The sequence below is a fragment of the Rhodococcus sp. S3 genome, assembly GCF_058211795.1.
The window spans coordinates 1,190,096-1,208,481 of the sequence record NZ_CM177074.1 but is presented as its reverse complement, the minus strand read 5'-3'; the positions used below and the strand labels follow the sequence as shown (position 1 = coordinate 1,208,481).

General features: G+C 70.7%; 9 protein-coding genes. 3 read left to right on the top strand and 6 right to left on the bottom strand.

The annotated features are described in order from the left end of the window. Nucleotides 1–2: 2 nt before the first annotated feature. The gene (locus AC0LPE_RS05720) at nucleotides 3–10,631 is read right to left on the bottom strand and encodes an amino acid adenylation domain-containing protein (RefSeq protein WP_490605769.1); all 10,629 of its coding nucleotides are present in this window, start codon (nucleotides 10,629–10,631) and stop codon (nucleotides 3–5) included. A gap of 137 nt (nucleotides 10,632–10,768) precedes the next feature. On the opposite strand from AC0LPE_RS05720, the gene AC0LPE_RS05715 reads away from it, so the two are divergent. After that, complete coding sequence (locus AC0LPE_RS05715; protein WP_160877115.1) at nucleotides 10,769–11,644, top strand: siderophore-interacting protein; 876 nt, start codon at nucleotides 10,769–10,771, stop codon at nucleotides 11,642–11,644. A 76-nt stretch (nucleotides 11,645–11,720) separates the two neighbouring features. Here AC0LPE_RS05715 and panD read toward each other — a convergent pair whose 3' ends face one another. The 4 genes from panD to AC0LPE_RS05695 all read right to left on the bottom strand — a co-directional run bounded on the left by panD (nucleotide 11,721) and on the right by AC0LPE_RS05695 (nucleotide 15,593). Beyond that, the gene (gene panD / locus AC0LPE_RS05710; RefSeq protein WP_160877113.1) at nucleotides 11,721–12,128 is read right to left on the bottom strand and encodes an aspartate 1-decarboxylase; all 408 of its coding nucleotides are present in this window, start codon (nucleotides 12,126–12,128) and stop codon (nucleotides 11,721–11,723) included. A gap of 34 nt (nucleotides 12,129–12,162) precedes the next feature. Then, complete coding sequence (locus AC0LPE_RS05705) at nucleotides 12,163–12,849, bottom strand: isochorismatase family protein (protein ID WP_071934515.1); 687 nt, start codon at nucleotides 12,847–12,849, stop codon at nucleotides 12,163–12,165. Between the two features lie 162 nt (nucleotides 12,850–13,011). Beyond that, a complete protein-coding gene (gene glyA / locus AC0LPE_RS05700; RefSeq protein WP_490605768.1) occupies nucleotides 13,012–14,307 on the bottom strand; it encodes a serine hydroxymethyltransferase in 1,296 nt (431 codons plus the stop codon). Between the two features lie 95 nt (nucleotides 14,308–14,402). Then, on the bottom strand, nucleotides 14,403–15,593 hold the full coding sequence (locus AC0LPE_RS05695) for a DUF885 domain-containing protein (RefSeq protein WP_490605767.1): 1,191 nt from the start codon (nucleotides 15,591–15,593) through the stop codon (nucleotides 14,403–14,405). A 151-nt stretch (nucleotides 15,594–15,744) separates the two neighbouring features. Here AC0LPE_RS05695 and coaA point away from each other — a divergent pair, with 151 nt between their 5' ends. After that, on the top strand, nucleotides 15,745–16,677 hold the full coding sequence (gene coaA, locus AC0LPE_RS05690; RefSeq protein ID WP_016691280.1) for a type I pantothenate kinase: 933 nt from the start codon (nucleotides 15,745–15,747) through the stop codon (nucleotides 16,675–16,677). Between the two features lie 48 nt (nucleotides 16,678–16,725). Here the strand turns inward: coaA and AC0LPE_RS05685 are convergent, their stop codons facing one another. After that, the gene (locus tag AC0LPE_RS05685) at nucleotides 16,726–17,493 is read right to left on the bottom strand and encodes an isoprenyl transferase (protein WP_145692749.1); all 768 of its coding nucleotides are present in this window, start codon (nucleotides 17,491–17,493) and stop codon (nucleotides 16,726–16,728) included. 157 nt (nucleotides 17,494–17,650) lie between these two features. On the opposite strand from AC0LPE_RS05685, the gene trhA reads away from it, so the two are divergent. Then, the gene (trhA, locus tag AC0LPE_RS05680; protein WP_016691278.1) at nucleotides 17,651–18,319 is read left to right on the top strand and encodes a PAQR family membrane homeostasis protein TrhA; all 669 of its coding nucleotides are present in this window, start codon (nucleotides 17,651–17,653) and stop codon (nucleotides 18,317–18,319) included. Nucleotides 18,320–18,386 lie beyond the last annotated feature (67 nt).

Sequence of the window (18,386 nt, the reverse complement as noted above, 5' to 3'; positions counted from 1 at the left end):
TACTAGGTGCCCGAGGGGGTGCTGAAACCTGCTCCCACCGGCGCGTTCATCGCCGTCGTCCAGGCCTCGGACAGCGCTCGGATCTCCTCGGAGGGAATTCGTCCGTCCGACCGCATCGTCGCCACGAATATGCGACCGTCCGCCTCGTCCTCGATCCGCACCGACAACTCGAGGGCGTGACCGGACGGGGTCCGCCGTTCCGTCGGCACCGTCTCGATCCGGACGAGGACGTCGGGTCGGGCCAGCGCCATGAAGGCCGGCGCGGCCTGGGCGTTGAGGTGTCGCAGCAGCGCGTAGCCGGAACCGTCCCCGGGCACGGCGTCCACGGCGGCGGTCACACCGGCCGACACGGCGTCCGGATCGTCGGCGACGGGAACCCGTACGGGCACACCGACGGCGAACGGCCCGACGGTCCGGGTGCAGTCCGGCTCGCCGTCGGAGACCCGGCGCGGGTCGCGTTCGATCTCGACGAGCAGCTGTGCCGGCGCGGCCTCGCGGACGCGTGCGACAGCGACGGCCAGCGCGGTCACCGCTGCGGCAGCGGGGTCCAGCTCATCGGCCGGACCGGCGGGGATCTCGACGGGGGCGACCTCGACAGGTTCGACCGGATCGCCGACGGGGAGCACAGCCGTGCTCAGCGCGGCCCCCGGTGCGAGGACCTGCGCCCAGTGCGCCAGTTCCCCGAGCAGCGCCGGATCCTGCGCGCGCTCGTTGATGCGGGTCGCGAGTCCCCGCGCGGTGGCTGCGGGAACGGCGACCGGTCTCCCGGTCACCGCCGCAGCGAGGTCGGCGGCGAGCACGCCGACGGAGACACCGTCGGCGACGATCGGGTGGACCGCCACCACGAGGCGACCCGCCTGTCCGGTGGTCAGCAGGACGGCCGAGAGCACCGGCCCGGATTCGGGGTCGAGCGTCGTGGCGGCCTCGATGCGGGCCCGCTGCTCGGCGGCTGCGAGATCGGTGGTCTCGACGACCCGGACCGGCACCTCGTCGGCGGGGTGGGTGTCGAGCGACCACAGCACCGACGCCACGCGGGTCAGCCGCATGCGCAACGCATCGTGCGCGGCGACCACCGTGCGCGCAGCCTCGGCGACCTGCTCCTCGTCCGCCGGGGTGTCGACGGCGAACACGATCGCCGCACCGGCCGGCTCGATGCCGGTCTCGCGCAGCGCGTGCACGGCCGGCGGTACGGGCACCGGGCCCGGCTCCCGATCGTCCACGGGACCGGCCGGCCGTTCGGCCGTCTCGGCGAACTGCGCGACGGCGGCGAGACCGGCCGGGGTGCGCCACCGGAAGATCTCGCGCGGACCGAATTCGATGCCCTTGCGACGCGCGGCCGTGACGACCTGCATCGAGACGATGCTGTCGCCACCGAGCGCGAAGAAGTCGTCGTCCGGTCCGACGACGTCGAGACGCAGTGCCTCCGCGAACAATTCGCACAGTGCGGCCTCGGCGGGGGTCTCCGGGTCGCGGCGCGCCGTCACGGTCGGCTGGGGGTCCGGGAGTGCCCTGCGGTCGAGTTTGCCGTTCGGTCCGAGCGGCAGTGCATCGAGCACGGTCACGGTGACCGGGACCATGTGATCGGGCAGGGAGGTCGCGGCGTGCACGAGCAGGTCCGCAGGTTCGACGGTGTGCCCGGACAGGGGCACCACGTAGCCGGTGAGCATGCCGTCGCGCACGACGACGGCGCTCTGCGCGACGTTCGGATGCGCGACCAGCGTCGCCTCGATCTCCCCGAGTTCGATGCGCAGGCCGCGGAGCTTGACCTGGCCGTCGGCGCGACCGATGTAGTCGAGTTCGAGACCCGCGCCCCGGTCGCGCCATCGCACGAGGTCGCCGGTGCGGTAGAGCCGCTCCCCCACGTCACCGAAGGGGTCGGCGACGAACCGGCCCGCCGTCAGGCTCGCCCGCCGGTGGTAGCCGCGGGCGAGCTGGACACCGCCGAGATACAACTCGCCGACGACGCCCGGCGCCACCGGCCGGAGCCGTTCGTCGAGGACGAGGGTGCGGGTGTTGTCGATCGGTCGCCCGATCGGGACCCACGGGATGTCCTGCGCCGGAATCGGTGCCGCGGTGACGTCGACGGCCGCCTCGGTCGGGCCGTAGAGATTGTGCAGTTCGGCGTCGACGAGGGTGTGGAAGCGGTCACGGTGATCGGCGGTCAGCGCCTCACCACTGCAGATCACCCGGGACAGGCGCAGCGGCCCGTCCTGCTCGGCGAGCACGTCGAGCAGCGCCGCGAGCATCGACGGCACGAAGTGCGCCGTGGTGATCGACTGCCGGGCGATCACGTCGCGCAGATAGTGCGGGTCGCGGTGACCGTCGGCGGTCGCGACGACGAGCGTGGCGCCGGTGATCAGCGGCCAGAAGAACTCCCACACCGACACGTCGAATCCGGACGGGGTCTTCTGCAGCACCCGATCCTCGGCGGTGAGACCGTATTCGTCCTGCATCCACCGCAGCCGGTTCGCGACGGCGCGATGGCCGACGACGACGCCCTTCGGGGTTCCGGTGGATCCGGAGGTGTAGAGCACGTACGCCGCGCGGTCGAGAGGCATCGCGGCCGGTGCGGTGACCGTCTCTACGGGATCGGTACCGACGGAACCGGATTCGTCGGCCTCGAGCACCGGCACACCGGAGTCGAAGGTCATCGCCACGTCGGTTGCCACCACCGCCGCGACGGGCTGCGCATCGGAGAGCATGTACGCGAGTCGGTCGGCGGGATAGTTCTCGTCGAGCGGCAGATACGCCGCGCCGACGCGGTGGATCGCGAGCAGGGCGACCACGAGCGCGGTGCTGCGCGGAATCGCCACGGCCACGACGGCATCCGTTCCTACTCCGGGCACGGAACGCAGGTGTCCGGCCAGGGCGGCGACGGCACGGTCGAGTTCGGCGTAGCTCCACCGCCGTCCGGTGGCGTCGTCGACGAGTGCGAGGGCATTCGGTGTCGCAGCGACCTGCTGTGAGAACAGTTCGGGGATCGTGCGATCGGGACCGTTGTCGCGGACCGTGCCGATCTCCGCTGCCGCCAACACCTTCCGGTCGCCGGCGGTGAGCACGCTCAGCTCCGACAGCGAGGCGTCCGGATTCGCCGCGATCTCCGCCAGCAGGGCCGTGAGCCGCTGCGCGAATCCGTCGACGGTGTCGCGGTCGAACAGATCGGTCGCGTACTCGATGCGACCGCGGATCCCACCGTCGTCGGTCTCGGCGAGGTCGAAGGTCAGGTCGAACTTCGACGTGCCGGTCTCGACGAAGACCGGTTCGGCGTCGAGACCGGGCATGCGGATCTCGTCGAGCCGGTCGCGGTACTGCACCATGATCTGGAACAGCGGCTGGCGCGCGAGCGACCGGGCCGGGGCGAGTCGTTCGACGAGCACCTCGAACGGCAGGTCCTGGTGCGCGTAGGCGTCGAGATCGACTTCCCGGACCCGCGCGAGCAGGTCGCGGACCGTGGGATCGCCGGACAGATCGGTGCGCAGCACGAGCGTGTTGACGAAGAAGCCGACGATCCGATCGAGGGCGGCGTCGGGGCGCCCCGCGACGGGAGTGCCGACGACGATGTCGTCCCCGGCGCCGTGCGCGCGCAGCAGTGCCGCGACGACGGCGTGGGTGAGCATGAACATCGTCGCGCCGGATTCGGCGGCGACATCGGCGAGTGCCGAGCGGGTCTGCGGGTCGACGGTGAACGGGACCGCGCCGCCGCGGTAGCTGCTGACGGCACCGCGCGGCCGGTCGTGCGGCACGGCGAGTTCTTCGGGTGCGCCGTCGAGGACGCGTGCCCAGTACTCGGTCTGGACCTCACGCAGAGACTCTTCCCCGGTACCGAGACGTTCGTCCTGCCAGAGAGTGAAATCCCGGTACTGCACCGGCAGCGACGCAGGTGCGGGCGCCCCGGTGGTCAGGTGCGCGTACCAGGCCGACAGGTCGGCGACCAGCGGCGTGGCGGACCACTCGTCGGCGGCGATGTGGTGCACGAGCACCATCAGGTGCGCGTCGTCGGGAGCGGTGCGCACGAGCGTCGCGCGGATCGGCAGGTCGTGGGCGAGATCGAACGGGCGGCCCGCCTCCTCGGCGAGCAGCGCGTCGAGATCCGCCGGGGCGGTGTCGACGATCCGCAGGTCGACGGTGCAGTCCTCGACGGGCAGCACCCGCTGGTAGCCGATCTGCTCGACGTCATCCTCGTCCGGTTCGGTGAACACCGTGCGCAGCGTGTCGTGCCCGGCGATCAGGTGCTGCAGGGCGCCGCGCAGGGCGTCGATGTCGAGTGTGCCGCGCAACCGCATCGTGTACGGGATGTTGTAGGTCGCCGACGCGCCCTCGAGGCGGAAGAGGAACCACAGCCGGCGCTGCGCCGCCGACATCGGGACGAGATCGGCGTGGTCGCGGCGCACGAGTTCGGGTCCGGCGGCGGTGGCCGGGACCGTCGCCGCGAGTCGCGCGGGGGTGCGCAGATCGAAGATGTCGCGGATCGACGGGTTCCGGCCGGTGCGCACGCGCAGCACAGCGGACAGACGTGTCGCGAGGAGCGAATTGCCTCCGAGGGCGAAGAAGTCGTCGTCGGGGCCCACCTGGGGGACACCGAGGAGTTCGGCGAGCACCTCGCACACGGCGCGTTCGTCGTCGGTGGCCTCGCGCGTGCTGTGGCTCTGCGCGGGATCGGGCAGAGCCGCGCGGTCGACCTTGCCGTTGGGCAGGGTCGGCATGGCGTCGAGGACGGCGAAGACGGCGGGAATCATGTAGTCCGGCACCACCGTCCGCAGGTGGTCCTGCAGGTCGGTGACCGTCGGGCGCGGTGCGGCCGGATCGGCGACGACGTAGCCGACGAGCAGATCGGTTCCGGACGCCGACGGGCGCACGGTGACGAGGGCCGCGGTCACCGCCGGGTGGCGCCGCAATGCGACCTCGACCTCGCCGGGTTCGATGCGGAAGCCGCGCAGGCTCAGCTGGTGGTCGGCGCGCGAAACGAAGTCGAGTTCTCCGGAGGAACTGCGCCGCACCAGGTCTCCGGTACGGAACAGCCGAGCGCCGCTCCCGGTGGGGTCGGCGACGAACCGCGCCGCGGTCAGGTCCGGGCGGCCGAGATAGCCGCGGGCGGACTGCACTCCCCCGACGTAGAGTTCGCCGGTCACCCCGTCCGGGACGGGACGCAGGTGCCGGTCGAGGATGCGTGCGGTCACGCCGTCGACGGGGGCACCGATGCGGACGCGGTCGACGTCGGAGCCCGGCGCCGTCCAGGTCGTGACGTCGCCGGCGACCTCCGACGAACCGTACGAGTTGATCACCCGTGCGCCCGGCAGTGCCGCGATCACGCTCGCGCCGAGGGGTTCTCCGCTGAGGAACCACGTGTCGACGAGTTCCGCGGCCTCGGGGCGCAGGGCGGCGAGGGTCTCGGCGAGGCTGGGCACCGCGGTGAGCATCCGGACGCGGTGCCGGGCGACGAGATCGGCGAGGGTCTCGGCGTCACGGGAGGCCGCGTCGTCGGCGAGGACCATCGTCGCACCGGAGAGCAGACCGGCGAACAGTTCGGTGGAACCGTCGATGAAGCTCAGCGAGCTCTTGGCCAGGCGCACGTCGTCGCCGGCCGGGCGGACGCGTGCCGCCTGCCACGCCAGCCGGTTCGCCAGCGCCGCAGCGGTTCCGACGACCCCCTTGGGCACACCCGTCGAACCGGAGGTGTAGACGACGTACGATCCGTCCTCCGGATGCAGCGGCCGGGTGCGGTCGAGGTCGGTCACCGGCGCGTCGGGGTGGCCCTGTGCCGCCTCTGCCAGTGCGGCGAGGGTCAGCTCCGGTGCCCCTCCGGGCACGGCGCCGTCCGTATCGACGAGCACGAGATCGGGTGCGGCGTCGGTGAGCATGAACTCGATGCGTGCCGGCGGGTACGACAGGTCGACGGGCAGGTAGGCGGCACCGGCGACGACGACGGCGGCCAGGGCCACCACGGCGGCGTCGGAGCGTGCCGCCGCGACCGCGACGACACTGCCGGGTCCGATGCCCCGCTCGGCGAGCGCACGAGCCGAACGATGCACGCGCGCCCCGAATTCCCGATAGCTCAGGGTCTCGGTGCCGAACACGAGCGCCGGGCGATCCGGGTGGGTGGCGAAGGCCGCCGCGAGCAGATCCGGCAGCAGCTGCGTGGTGGCGGGCACCGCCTCGGCGGTGCCGGCGGCGCGCTCCTCCTCGGTGCGCACGTCGATCGTCGAGAGGTGCCGCGGTTCGGGTTCGGCGAAGGCCGCGAGCACCGACAGCAGACGCTGCCCCAGGGTCCGTACGCTCGTACGGTCGTAGAGGTCCTCGGCGTACTCGAAGCGGATCGACAAACCGTCGGTGGCGTCGACGAAGTCGACGGTGAGATCGAACTTCGACGCGCCGGTGGACAGATACGACACGGTCGCGACGGTGTCGCCGATCTGCGGGACGACCGGTTCGGTGCGGTACTGCACCATCGTCTGGAAGAGCGGGTGCCGCGCGAGCGACGGGGTGACACCGACGGCGTCGACCACCTCGTCGAACGGCACCTCCTGGTGGGCGAGCGCGGCGAGGTCGGCGCGCCGTACGCGTGTCAGGATCTCGGCGGTGTCGGGATCGCCGGACAGATCGGTGCGCAGGGCGACGGTGTCGACGAAGAAGCCGACGATGTCCTCGAGCCCACTGTCGGCGCGACCCGCGACGGGCGCGCCGAGCACGATGTCGTCGCCCGCACCGAGCGCGGTGAACAGGGCGGCCACCGCGGCGTGGGTGAGCATGAACATGCTCGTCCCGGAACGGGCACACGTATCCCGAAGGGCCGCAGACAGTTCCGAACCCACCTGCACGTGCACCTCGCCACCGCGGTGACTCGGCACCGCGGGTCGCGGACGGTCGTGCGACAGGGCGAGTTCCTCGGGTGCCCCGGCGAGGGTGGAACGCCAGAACGCGAGATCGCGGTTGCGGAGCGCGGCCGCGACGGGGTCGTCGGCGAGACCGCGCTGCCACACCGCGAAGTCCGCGTACTGGGGACGCGGCGCGTCGTCGGGCACACGACCCGCCGAGAGATCCGCGTAGGCGGCGGCGAGGTCGGCGAAGACCGTCTCGGCCGACCACTCGTCGCCGGCGATGTGGTGCACGACGAGCAGCAGCACCGCGTCATCCGGTGCGCGTCGCACGAGATGCGCACGGAACGGACGGTCCTGTCCGAGGTCGAAGGATGCCCGCGCAGCCGCGTCGAGAAGTGCCGCGGCATTCCCGTCGCGCGCCTCCGCGACCTGCAGGATCGTCGACGGCGTGTCGGTGACGACCTGCACGGGCTCACCGTCGACGACGCCGACGACGGTGCGCAGCACCTCGTGCCGGGCAACGACGTGCACCAGCGCACGGTCGAGCAGGTCGGCGTCGAGCCGGCCGTGCAGTTCGAGGGCGAACGGGATGTTGTAGGTCGGCGACGGTCCCTGGGCGCGGTCGAGGAACCACAGGCGTTGCTGGGCCGACGACAACGGGATCCGTTCCGGTCGCGGCCCTGCGACGAAGCGGGGCCGTGCCGGGCTCGCACCGTCGACCACCACGGCCAATTCGGCCACGGTGGGAGCGTTGAAGACGTCGCGCAGCGACACCTCGACGTCCAGCGCCGAACGGATCCGCGCGACGAGTCGGGTGGCGGACAGCGACGTTCCGCCGAGGGTGAAGAAGTCGGCGTCGACACCGACGGCCGGGAGCCCGAGCAGGTCGGCGAAGACATCCGCGAGGGTGTGTTCGGTGGCGGTCTCGGGATCGCGTCCGGTGTCGGGGGCGCCGATCTCCGGGGTGGGCAGGGCCTTGCGGTCGACCTTGAGGTTCGCGGTGAGCGGGAACTCGTCGAGCACGACCGTCACCGACGGCACCATGTACTCGGGCAGACGCGTGCGGAGGAAGTCGTGCAGCGCTGCGGTGTCGACGTCGGTGCCGGTCACGTAGCCCACGAGGCGGGCCGCTCCGGTGGCGTCGGGCCGGGCGACCACGACGGCCTGCGTCACGCCGGGGAAGTGCGCTGCTGCGGTTTCGATCTCGCCGAGTTCGATGCGGTGGCCGCGAACCTTGACCTGGTCGTCACCGCGTCCGAGATACTGCAGGGTGCCGTCGGCGGTCCAGCGCACGAGATCGCCCGTGCGGTACATCCGGCCGTCGCCGAAGGGGTCGGCGACGAAGCGGGTCGCGGTGAGGCCGGGGCGGCCGCCGTAACCGCGTGCGAGCTGCTGCCCCACGACGTACAGCTCACCGGCCGCGCCGACCGGCACGGGCTGCAACTGCCGGTCGAGCACGCGCACACCGGTTCCCGGATAGGGGCGGCCCACCGACCCGGTCCACGGCAGGTCCGGCGCGACCGGAGCGGAGGTGCACCACACCGTCGCCTCGGTGGGACCGTACATGTTGACAACCGAACGCGCTCGCGCGGCGAGGGTTCCGGCCAGGACGGCGGGTAGGGCCTCGCCGCCCACGAGCACGTCCGCACCGGCGAGATCCAGACCGTCGTGCTCGACGATCGCGCCCCACAGCGACGGGGTGGCCTGGATGCAGTTCACCGACTCGGTGGCGGCGAGCGTGGCGAGGGCCGCCGGATCGCGCGCCTCGTCGTCGCCCGCGAGCACGACGGCCCCGCCGCGGCACAGCGGCACGATCAGTTCGAGCACCGAGATGTCGAACGACAGGGTGGTCAGGGCGAGAAGCCGGGTGTGCGTGCCGATTCCGGTGAGATCGGTCGCGGCGTCGACGAAGCGGGCGAGTGCGCCGCGCGAGAGCACGACACCCTTCGGCCGGCCGGTCGACCCCGAGGTGTAGATGACATATGCCGACTGGTCGGGCACGACTCGCCCGGAAGGCGTGGTGCCGGCGGGGACGTCGCCGCGCCAGTGCAGGACGCCGTCACGGAAGACCGCCGTGGCGTCCGGGATCGATGCGCCGAGACGGTCGGCGAAGTCGTCGGTGGTGAGCAGGATCGCCGGTCGCGCGTCGTCGAGCATGTACTCGAGTCGCTCGGCGGGAAAGGCGGGGTCGAGCGGCAGGTACGCCGCGCCCGTCCGCAGCACGGCGAGGAGCGCGACCACCATGTCGGCGGTGCGCGGCAGCGCGAGCGCGACCGTCACCTCGCGTCCCGCGCCGGCCCGTGCGAGTTCGTCTGCGACGGCATCGATGCGCGCGTCGAGTTCGGCGTAGGTGAGACGGTCGGCGCCGGCGACGAGCGCGGGCGCGGCACCGGTGGCGGCCACCTGCGCGTCGAACAGATCCATCGCGTCGGGCGCGACGGATTCGGCGACGGTTCCGTGCCAACGGGATTCGAGGCCGGCACGGAAATCCGGGTCCAGCAGGTCCGCGTGAGCGAGGGGACGCTCGTCAGCGTCCTCCCGGGCGGCGAAGGCGAGCAGTCGCGCGAGGGCCGCGGCGTGACCGGCGACTTCCTCGACGGTGTACCGGTCGGCGTCGGCGTCGAGGGTCAGTTCGAGTGCGCGGGTGCTGTCGACGCGACGGGCGACCACCGCGAGGTCGTGGACGGGACCGCGCGCGAGCGAGTGCACGGTGGCGGTCGCGTCGCCGAATCGCACGGTGTCGCCGAACGGCTTGATGTTGACGGTGGGGCCCACCGGACCGGGGCTGGTCGCGGGCAGACGCAGGTCGCGGTGGATGTCCTCGCCCCGGTAGCGGGTGTGGCGTCCCTGTGCGGCGACGGTGGCACGCACATCGGCGGCGAGCGCCGCGAGACTCGCCTCCGGGGCGACCTCGATGCGGAGGGGCACGACGTTGACGGCGGTGGTGAGCACCTTCGCGGCGACGCTGCCCATCCGGTTCATGGCCGGGAAGCCGAGCACCACGTCGCGGACCCCGGTGACCCGGCCGAGATAGGCGGCGGTCGCGGCGGTGACGAGGTCGGGCCAGCCCACCCCGGCGCGGCGTGCTGCTGCGTCGAGTGCCTCGGCGACGTCCCCGGGGACCTGCACCGATTCGGTGACCACCGCGCGGGCGAGCGACGATGCAGCCGGCACCGCGGTCTCTGCGAGGCCGAGTGCGTCGGGCGCACCGCGCAGCGTCCCGGTCCAGAAGTCGCGGTCGGCGACGATGCGCTCGCTGCTGCGGTACTCCTCGTCCTCGGCGACGATCTGCTCGACGGAAGCGAAGGTCGCGGGCGGGATGTCCTCGCCGCGCACGAGTGCGGTGTACACGGCGACGATGCGGCGTTCGATCAGGCTGTAGCCGTAGACGTCGAGCAACGCGTGGTGGGCGCGCAGGAACAGCAGGACGCGGTCCGGTCCGAGGACGAACACCCGGGCGCCGATGCCGGCTTCGGCCGTCGGATCCATCGGCACGCGCAGGATCGCGCACATCGTGTCGACGGCCGTCCGCCGCGGGTCGGCGTCGGCGGTGAGGTCGGTGACCTCGATCTCCGGCGCCGGATGGGCACCGGGGAACTGGACGGGCACCTCGTCGACGACGGCGATCCGGGCGCGTAGTCCGGCGGACTCGGCGAAGACCGTGTGGACGGCGCTGGCGAGGACGGCCGGATCGATGGCGCCGTCGATCTCGAGGAAGTGCCCGGTGACGAGTGTCGGGTTCGACGGGTCGATCGTCTGCGCGAACCACATTCCCGCCTGGGCAGCGGTCAACGGCAGAGGCACGATCGATTCCACGGGTACTCCTCGACATTCCTGGACCCGCCCCCTCGGATCCGCCCCTCCGTCCGGATATAGTTAGGGCCGCCTAACCATACCAGCAGCGACGCGCCCGCCCGAATTGTCCGGCCGGTCCCGTCCGGAAGGAGCTCACCATGCCGGTGACGACGCCCCCGACCCGCGTCTCCCTGCCCATCGTCCTGCGGCGCCTGACCGTGCTCCGCGCGGTGGACGTGACACCGCGGATGCGTCGGATCACCCTGGGCGGCGAGCAGCTCGGTGCCTTCCGCAGCGGCGACTACGACGCCCCGGCGTTCACCACCGAGGGTGCCGACGACTACGTCAAGATCTTCCTGCCCGAACCCGGCAGCGACACCCCTGCCCTGCCCGAGCAGCACGACGGGCACCTGCACTGGCCCCGCAAGCCCGCACCCGTGGCCCGCGCCTACACCGTGCGGCGGTTCGATCCCGTGGCCGGGGAGCTCGATCTGGATTTCGTCCTGCACGGCCACGGCCCCGCCGGTAACTGGGCCCGCACCGCCGAACCCGGCAGCGTGCTCCATCTCGCGGGACCCAAGGTCGCGATCATCCCTCCGCAGGGCGCCGACTGGTGGCTGCTCGCCGGCGACGAGACCGCACTGCCCGCGCTGGGGCGCTTCGTCGAGACCTTCGGCGGCACGGTGCCGATGCACGTCTTCGCGCTGGTCGACGGTTCGCAGGAGGAACAGTCCGATCTCGCGGGCGTGACGTGGGTGCACCGCCGTCCCGGCGTCTCCGACGCCACCGTGCTCGCCGAGGCCGTCGAGTCGGGTGCGCCGCGCGGCGGCGAGGGCTGGATGTGGATCGCCGGCGAGGCGTCGATCGTGAAGGAACTGCGCGCCGTGTCGAAGCGGCTCGGCATCGCCAAGCCGATGCTCGACGCGTCGGGTTACTGGCGCAGCCCCGAGTCCGATCGCCCACTGGCCCGCCTGCGGCTGCTGCGCGAGCAGGCCGTCGAGACCCTCGAGGCGCGCCGTCGCGGCACCACCTAGACGATTCCTGTGTGCTCTGTTTCGGTGTTCTCGACAGCGCCTGGCGAGGTCGAGAACACCGAAATCGTTTCCCGGGTCAGCGCGGTGAGAGTTGGCCGGTCGCGCCGGGGACGGGTCGTGCCGGATCGGCGCCGAGTTCGACGATCGTGTTCACCCCGTCGACGTGCACGATGCGCGGCCGGAAGTCGCGGGCCTGCTCGTCGTCGACGTGACGGTAGGACAGGATGATCACGAGGTCGCCGGGCGAAACGAGCCGTGCCGCAGCACCGTTGATGCCGATGACACCCGACCCGCGTTCCCCCTCGATCGCATAGGTCTCGAGCCGTGCCCCGTTGTCGATGTCGACGATGTGCACGAGTTCGCCCTCGCGGATGTCGGCGGCGTCGAGGAGATCGCGGTCGATCGTCACCGATCCGACGTAGTGCAGATCGGCGTGGGTGACGGTCGCGCGATGGATCTTGCCGGACAGAAGAATTCGCTGCATGTGCTGACGTTCCTGCTTTCTCGGACCGTGTCGGTCAGCGCAGCGACGCGGTGAGTTCTTCGGTCTCGCGATCGCGGCGACGCGCCGACGCGGTGATCGACTCGATCAGCGCATCCGTGGTCTCGACCCGGCCGACCCGCTTGGCGACGTACTGCAGCGCCATGAGGTGCTCGTCGCGGGAGAAATCGGCGGTGGCGTCGAGGGCCATGAACGGCGCGACGTCGCTCATGAAGGCGTCGGCGGCGCTGAGCATGCAGCCCATGTGCGCGTAGACGCCGGTGACGATGAGCTGGTCGCGGCCGTTGTGCGCGAGCAGCTGACGGAAGTCGGTGCGCTGGAACGCCGAGTAGCGCCACTTGGTGACCTGGATGTCGTCCGGGCCGGGGGTGAGTTCGTCGATGACCTCGGTGTCGCGGCCCGTGCTCAGCCCCACGCCCCAGAAGTCGGCGAGGATGCCGCGACGCGACGGATGCTGGTCGCCGGGCTGCATCGTGTAGACGACGGGGATACCGGCGGCCAGGCACGCCTCGCGGAGGCGGACGATGTTGGGCACCACGGTCGCGAGCGGTTCGGCGTCGCGCTGGTAGGCGTCGATGAAGTACTTCTGCATGTCGTGGATCAGCAGGGCGCAGCGGGACGCGTCGAGCGTCCAGTCCACCCGAGCATCGGGAATCTCGTCGCCGGTGGGCAACTCGTACGGATCGATGCTCGGGATGGCCATGCGACTTCCTTCTGCTGTTCGGGGGTACGCGTGCGGGCACCGACAGTGTCGGCGTGCGTAGGCTACCCTAACCAACCCTGCGCTGGGATGTCTCGTCCCCCGGATACGCGACCGGCCCGCACCGGAGTTCGGTGCGGGCCGGTCGGCGACAGTAGGAAGCCGTCAGATCAGACGCCAGTCCTCGAGACCCTCGTACAGCGGCACGGACTGCGCCAGGGCGCTCACGCGGGTGCGCAGCGACTCGGCGTCGGCGCCACCGATGAGCGTCTGCGCGATGATCTCGGCGACCTCGGCGAACTGCTCGTCGCCGAAACCGCGGGTCGCGAGCGCCGGGGTGCCGATACGCAGGCCCGAGGTGACCATCGGGGGACGCGGGTCGAACGGCACGGCGTTGCGGTTGACGGTGATGCCGACCTCGTGGAGGGCGTCCTCACCCTGCTGGCCGTCGAGCTGCGAGTTGCGCAGGTCGACCAGGACCAGGTGCACGTCGGTGCCGCCGGTGAGCACCGAGATGCCCTTGTCGGCGACGTCGGACTGCGACAGGCGATCGGCGATGATCCGGGCACCGGAGAGGGTGCGCTGCTGACGGTCCTTGAACTCGTCGCTCGCGGCGATCTTCAGTGCAACGGCCTTCGCGGCGATCGCGTGCATGAGCGGGCCGCCCTGCTGACCGGGGAAGACGGCCGAGTTGATCTTCTTCGCCCATTCCTGCTTGGCGAGGATCAGGCCGGAACGCGGGCCACCGAGCGTCTTGTGCACGGTGGTGGAGACGACGTCGGCGTACGGCACCGGCGACGGGTGCAGACCCGCGGCGACCAGACCGGCGAAGTGCGCCATGTCGACCCACAGGTAGGCACCGACCTCGTCGGCGATGGAGCGGAAGGCGGCGAAGTCCTCGTGACGCGGGTAGGCGGACCAGCCGGCGACGATGACCTTCGGCTTCTCGCGCAGGGCGATGTCGCGGACCTCGTCCATGTCGATGCGGTGGTCGTCCTTGCTGACCCCGTAGGACGCGACGTCGTACAGCTTGCCGGAGAAGTTGAGCTTCATGCCGTGCGTGAGGTGGCCGCCGTGCGCGAGGTCGAGACCGAGCAGCTTCTCGCCGGGCGTCATCAGCGCCATGAGCACCGCCGCGTTCGCCTGCGCACCCGAGTGCGGCTGGACGTTCGCGAAATCGGCGCCGAAGAGCTCCTTGGCGCGGTTACGGGCGAGGTCCTCGACGACGTCGACGTTCTCGCAGCCGCCGTAGTAGCGACGGCCGGGGTAACCCTCGGCGTACTTGTTGGTCAGGACGCTGCCCTGGGCCTGGAGGACGGCGCGCGGCACGAAGTTCTCCGACGCGATCATCTCGAGCGTGTCGCGCTGACGCGACAGCTCGCCGGCCATGGCCTCGGCGACCTCGGGATCGAGGTCGTTCAGTGCGGCAGTGTTCACGTCGGCGCCGGGCGCAGCGGTCATCGAGGTTTCTCCAAGCAGAGGGCGTCAGGGATACGACCTCCAGTCTACGAAGGCCGTCCACCGCTGCGGAAGCCGGTCCCCGAGCAACCTGCGGTTCACCGCAGGCTGCTGGGCACCAGGGGTTCGTCGAGCAGGCGCCGGAAACGGTCGGCGCGCTCGGCTCCGGCCGGAACCTGCTCGAGCCAGCCGCCGAGGAGCCGGTAGCCCTCGACGTAGGTGCTGATGTAGGCACGCCACAACGGCGACGACAGAAAGCGCAGCGACTGCCGGGCACGTTCGGGGCTCGACAGCGACCAGCGCTGCAGGAATTCGACGACCTCGTCGTGGCTGCGCCCGCGGTCGTGGAGCAGCAGCGCGGCGTCCTGCCGCACCGACAGCAACTGCTCGGACGCCTCGGACAGTTGTTCGGCGAGTTCGCCGTCGAACCGGAGCCCGAGATCGGCGTAGATCTCCTGCGCCCACGTCCCCCAGCCCGGGCCGACGATCGCGTCGAGTGCGAGATCGGCGAGCCCTTCGGCCATGAGGCACTGCGGGGTGTTGACGAGGAACAGCGTCTGCTCGGCCTGACCGTCGGCGACGAGACCGGCCTCCTTGCGGCAGTGCTCGGTGTGGTGACCGGGATACGCCTCGTGCGCGATCAGCCGGGGCAGGTGCGCCATCGTCTGTTCGAGATCGGAGTTGATCGCGACCCGCGACCGGTAGTCGCCGAGGTAGTAGTTGAAGCCCGACCACGGCTTGTCGCCGACGACCTCGTACTCGACACGCTCGGTGTCGGGCAGCGGGTGGACCGCCCGCACCTTCTCCCGCAGAGCGCTCGAGAACGCCTCGACGCATTCGGCGAGACGATCGGCGGGGATCACCTCGGACTTGCGGTGGGCCTGCATCCGTTCGGTGAGCGATCCGGTGCCGGGCAGCAAAGCGTCGAGGCGACGGTGCGCGTCGCGGTAGGCGTCCTCGTCGCCGGGCTCGATGCGGACGTCGAAGTACGCCTCGACCTCGTCGACGAAACCGATCTCCTCCCCCGCGAACTTGCGGGCCGAGCAGTCGAGGGCGCGCAGATGCACGTCGAGGAAACGGGTGCGCTCGTCGGACAGTCCCGCACCGGGCAGTTCGTCCCGCAGCCGTCGCGCGGTGTGTGATAGATCACGGGGATCGGGAGTCGGGGCGTTCTCGACCTTCCGCCGCAGCGCGGGATCGCCCGTGTAGGCGTCGACGAACCCTTCCTCGAGCCGGTCGAAAGCCAGGCCCAGCAGCAGATATTCGTTCACGAAGTCGTCGGCTCCCATACCGGCCGAGCCTAGTCGCTCGTCGGCGAGCCGACACAGGAGAACCCGCCGGAGTGGGGACCCCGGGGAGGCATCCGCCTGTGTCAGCGAGCACAATCCGTTACATGGACATGCAACGCCGCATCCGCCGCGCCACCGGGAAGCCGTGCCGATGGCTCGTCTGAACGAACCGAGCCCGTATGTCGAGTTCGACCGCAAGCAGTGGCGGACGCTGCGGAAGTCGACTCCCCTCGTCCTCACCGAGGACGAACTCATCGGGCTTCGGGGCCTGGGCGAGCAGATCGACCTCGCGGAGGTCGCGGAGGTGTACCTCCCCCTCGCCCGGTTGATCCACCTGCAGGTCGCAGCGAAGCAGCGGTTGTTCGCCGCGACCGCGACCTTCCTCGGGGAGAAGCATCCCGACCAGCAGGTGCCGTTCGTGATCGGTGTGGCCGGTTCGGTGGCGGTCGGCAAGTCCACCACGGCACGTGTGCTGCAGGCGTTGCTGGCACGCTGGGATCACCACCCGCGGGTGGATCTCGTGACCACCGACGGGTTCCTCTACTCCACCAAGGAACTGGTGCGGCGCAACATCATGCACCGCAAGGGTTTTCCCGAGAGCTACGATCGACGCAAGCTGCTGCGGTTCGTCACCGAGGTCAAGTCGGGAGCGAAAGAGGTTGCGGCGCCGATCTACTCCCACATCTCGTACGACATCATCCCGGGCCAGTACCACATCGTGCGGCAGCCGGACATCCTCATCATCGAGGGCCTGAACGTGCTGCAGACCGGTCCGCGACTGATGGTCTCCGACCTGTTCGACTTCTCGATCTACGTCGACGCGCGCATCGAGGACATCGAGAAGTGGTACGTGGAGCGCTTTCTCGCGCTGCGCAAGACCTCCTTCGCCGATCCCGAGGCGCACTTCCACCACTACGCGAACCTGTCGGACCGGGACGCGATGAGTGCCGCGAAGGAGATCTGGCACTCGATCAACCTGCCGAACCTGGTGGAGAACATCCTGCCCACGCGACCGCGCGCGACCCTGGTCCTGCGCAAGGACTCGGATCACGCCATCAACCGGCTCCGGTTGCGCAAGCTCTGACGCGGCCTGCCGCTCGGCCCTGCCTCAGGCGCCGAACCGGCGGTGCTGTCAGGCGCCGAAGCGGCGGTGCCGTGCGGCGTAGTCGCGCAGCGCGCGCAGGAAGTCGACCCGGCGGAACTCGGGCCAGTATGCCTCGGTGAACCAGATCTCCGAGTAGGCGGACTGCCAGAGCAGGAATCCGGACAGTCGCTGCTCGCCGGACGTACGGATCACGAGATCCGGATCGGGCTGGCCGGACGTGTAGAGGTGACTGTCGACGCCGTCGACGGTCACGGACTCGACGAGTTCCTCGCCGCGCAGCCCCTGCGCGTAGCGCACCCGCAGGAGCGACTGCACCGCATCGACGATCTCCTGGCGACCGCCGTACCCGACGGCGACGTTGACGTGCGTGCCCGTCCGGCCCGCGGTGCCGGCCGCGGCCTCGTGCAGTCGCTTGGCGTGGTCGGCCGGGAGAAGGTCGGTGGTGCCGACGATCTTCACGCTCCAGTTCTGGCCGGGCGCGGAGATCTCCTCCACCACGTCGGAGATGATCTCGAGCAGAGCATCGAGCTCCTCCGGGTCGCGCCGGAGGTTCTCGGTGGACAGCAGGTAGATCGTCGCCGTCTCGATGCCGGCCGCGTCGCACCAGCCCAGCAGTTCGGCGATCTTCTTGGCGCCCTCGCGGTGACCGTGACTGACGTCGGTGAAGCCGTTCTCGCGCGCCCAGCGCCGATTGCCGTCGCACATCACCGCGACGTGTCGCGGATTCCGTGCTCCTTCGAGTTCCTTCAGCAGCCGGCGTTCGTAGAGCCGGTACAGCAATCCGCGGACGCTCACCCCGTCATCACCACGCGAGTCACATTACGCCCAGGCACAGGGAGGGTCGCGTCGGTGGTCACAGAGCCTCCCGGAGCGCGGTTCCACGCTGTAACGTGGCGACGGAACAAACCTACGGGTGCGTAGGTTACTGTCCGGTACCGGAAGGAGCGCACGCATGACGGCCTTCGGCCTCGAGGAACTGCCCGTCAAGCCGCGGATGCGCGGATGGATCCACGCCTGGGCGTTCGGCGTGGCCGTCGTCGCCGGTGCCGCACTCGTCGCGGCAGCGGCCTTCCTCGCCGACCGTCCGGACGCCGTACTCCCAGCGACGGTCTACAGCCTCACCGTGTGCGGAGTGTTCGGAGTCAGCGCCCTCTACCACCGCCTGAACTGGGGTCCCCGGGCCCGCGTGTGGATGAAGCGCGCCGACCACTCGATGATCTTCGTGTTCATCGCCGGCAGCTACACCCCGTTCGCGACGCTCGCCCTGCCCCCGGAGTCCGGGCGGCCGCTGCTGATCGTCGTGTGGGCGGGCGCACTGGCGGGCGTGGCTCTGAAGATGCTGTGGCCGACCGCGCCGCGCTGGGTCGGTGTGCCGCTGTATCTGTTGCTCGGATGGGCGATCGTGCCCGTCGCCGGACAGCTGGTCGCCGAGGTCGGTCTCGCCCCCATGCTGCTCCTGTTGGTCGGAGGGCTCTTCTACAGCGGAGGTGCGATCCTCTACGCCACCCGCTGGCCCGATCCGTGGCCCGCGACCTTCGGGCACCACGAGTTCTTCCACGCCGCGACGGTGATCGCGGCCCTGTGTCACGCGGTAGCGGTGTGGCTGGTGATTCTCGGTTGAAACCTCATGGGCCGCTTCGTGCAACTTCTCACACCACCTGAAGCAACCGGCACCCGTTTGTAGACTC

Coding starts and splice junctions, on each gene's coding strand:
- trhA (WP_016691278.1), top strand. CDS start 17,651: ATGACGGCCTTCGGCCTCGAGGAACTGCCCGTCAAGCCGCGGATGCGC.
- AC0LPE_RS05705 (WP_071934515.1), bottom strand. CDS start 12,849: ATGGCCATCCCGAGCATCGATCCGTACGAGTTGCCCACCGGCGACGAG.
- panD (WP_160877113.1), bottom strand. CDS start 12,128: ATGCAGCGAATTCTTCTGTCCGGCAAGATCCATCGCGCGACCGTCACC.
- AC0LPE_RS05715 (WP_160877115.1), top strand. CDS start 10,769: ATGCCGGTGACGACGCCCCCGACCCGCGTCTCCCTGCCCATCGTCCTG.
- glyA (WP_490605768.1), bottom strand. CDS start 14,307: ATGACCGCTGCGCCCGGCGCCGACGTGAACACTGCCGCACTGAACGAC.
- coaA (WP_016691280.1), top strand. CDS start 15,745: ATGGCTCGTCTGAACGAACCGAGCCCGTATGTCGAGTTCGACCGCAAG.
- AC0LPE_RS05695 (WP_490605767.1), bottom strand. CDS start 15,593: ATGGGAGCCGACGACTTCGTGAACGAATATCTGCTGCTGGGCCTGGCT.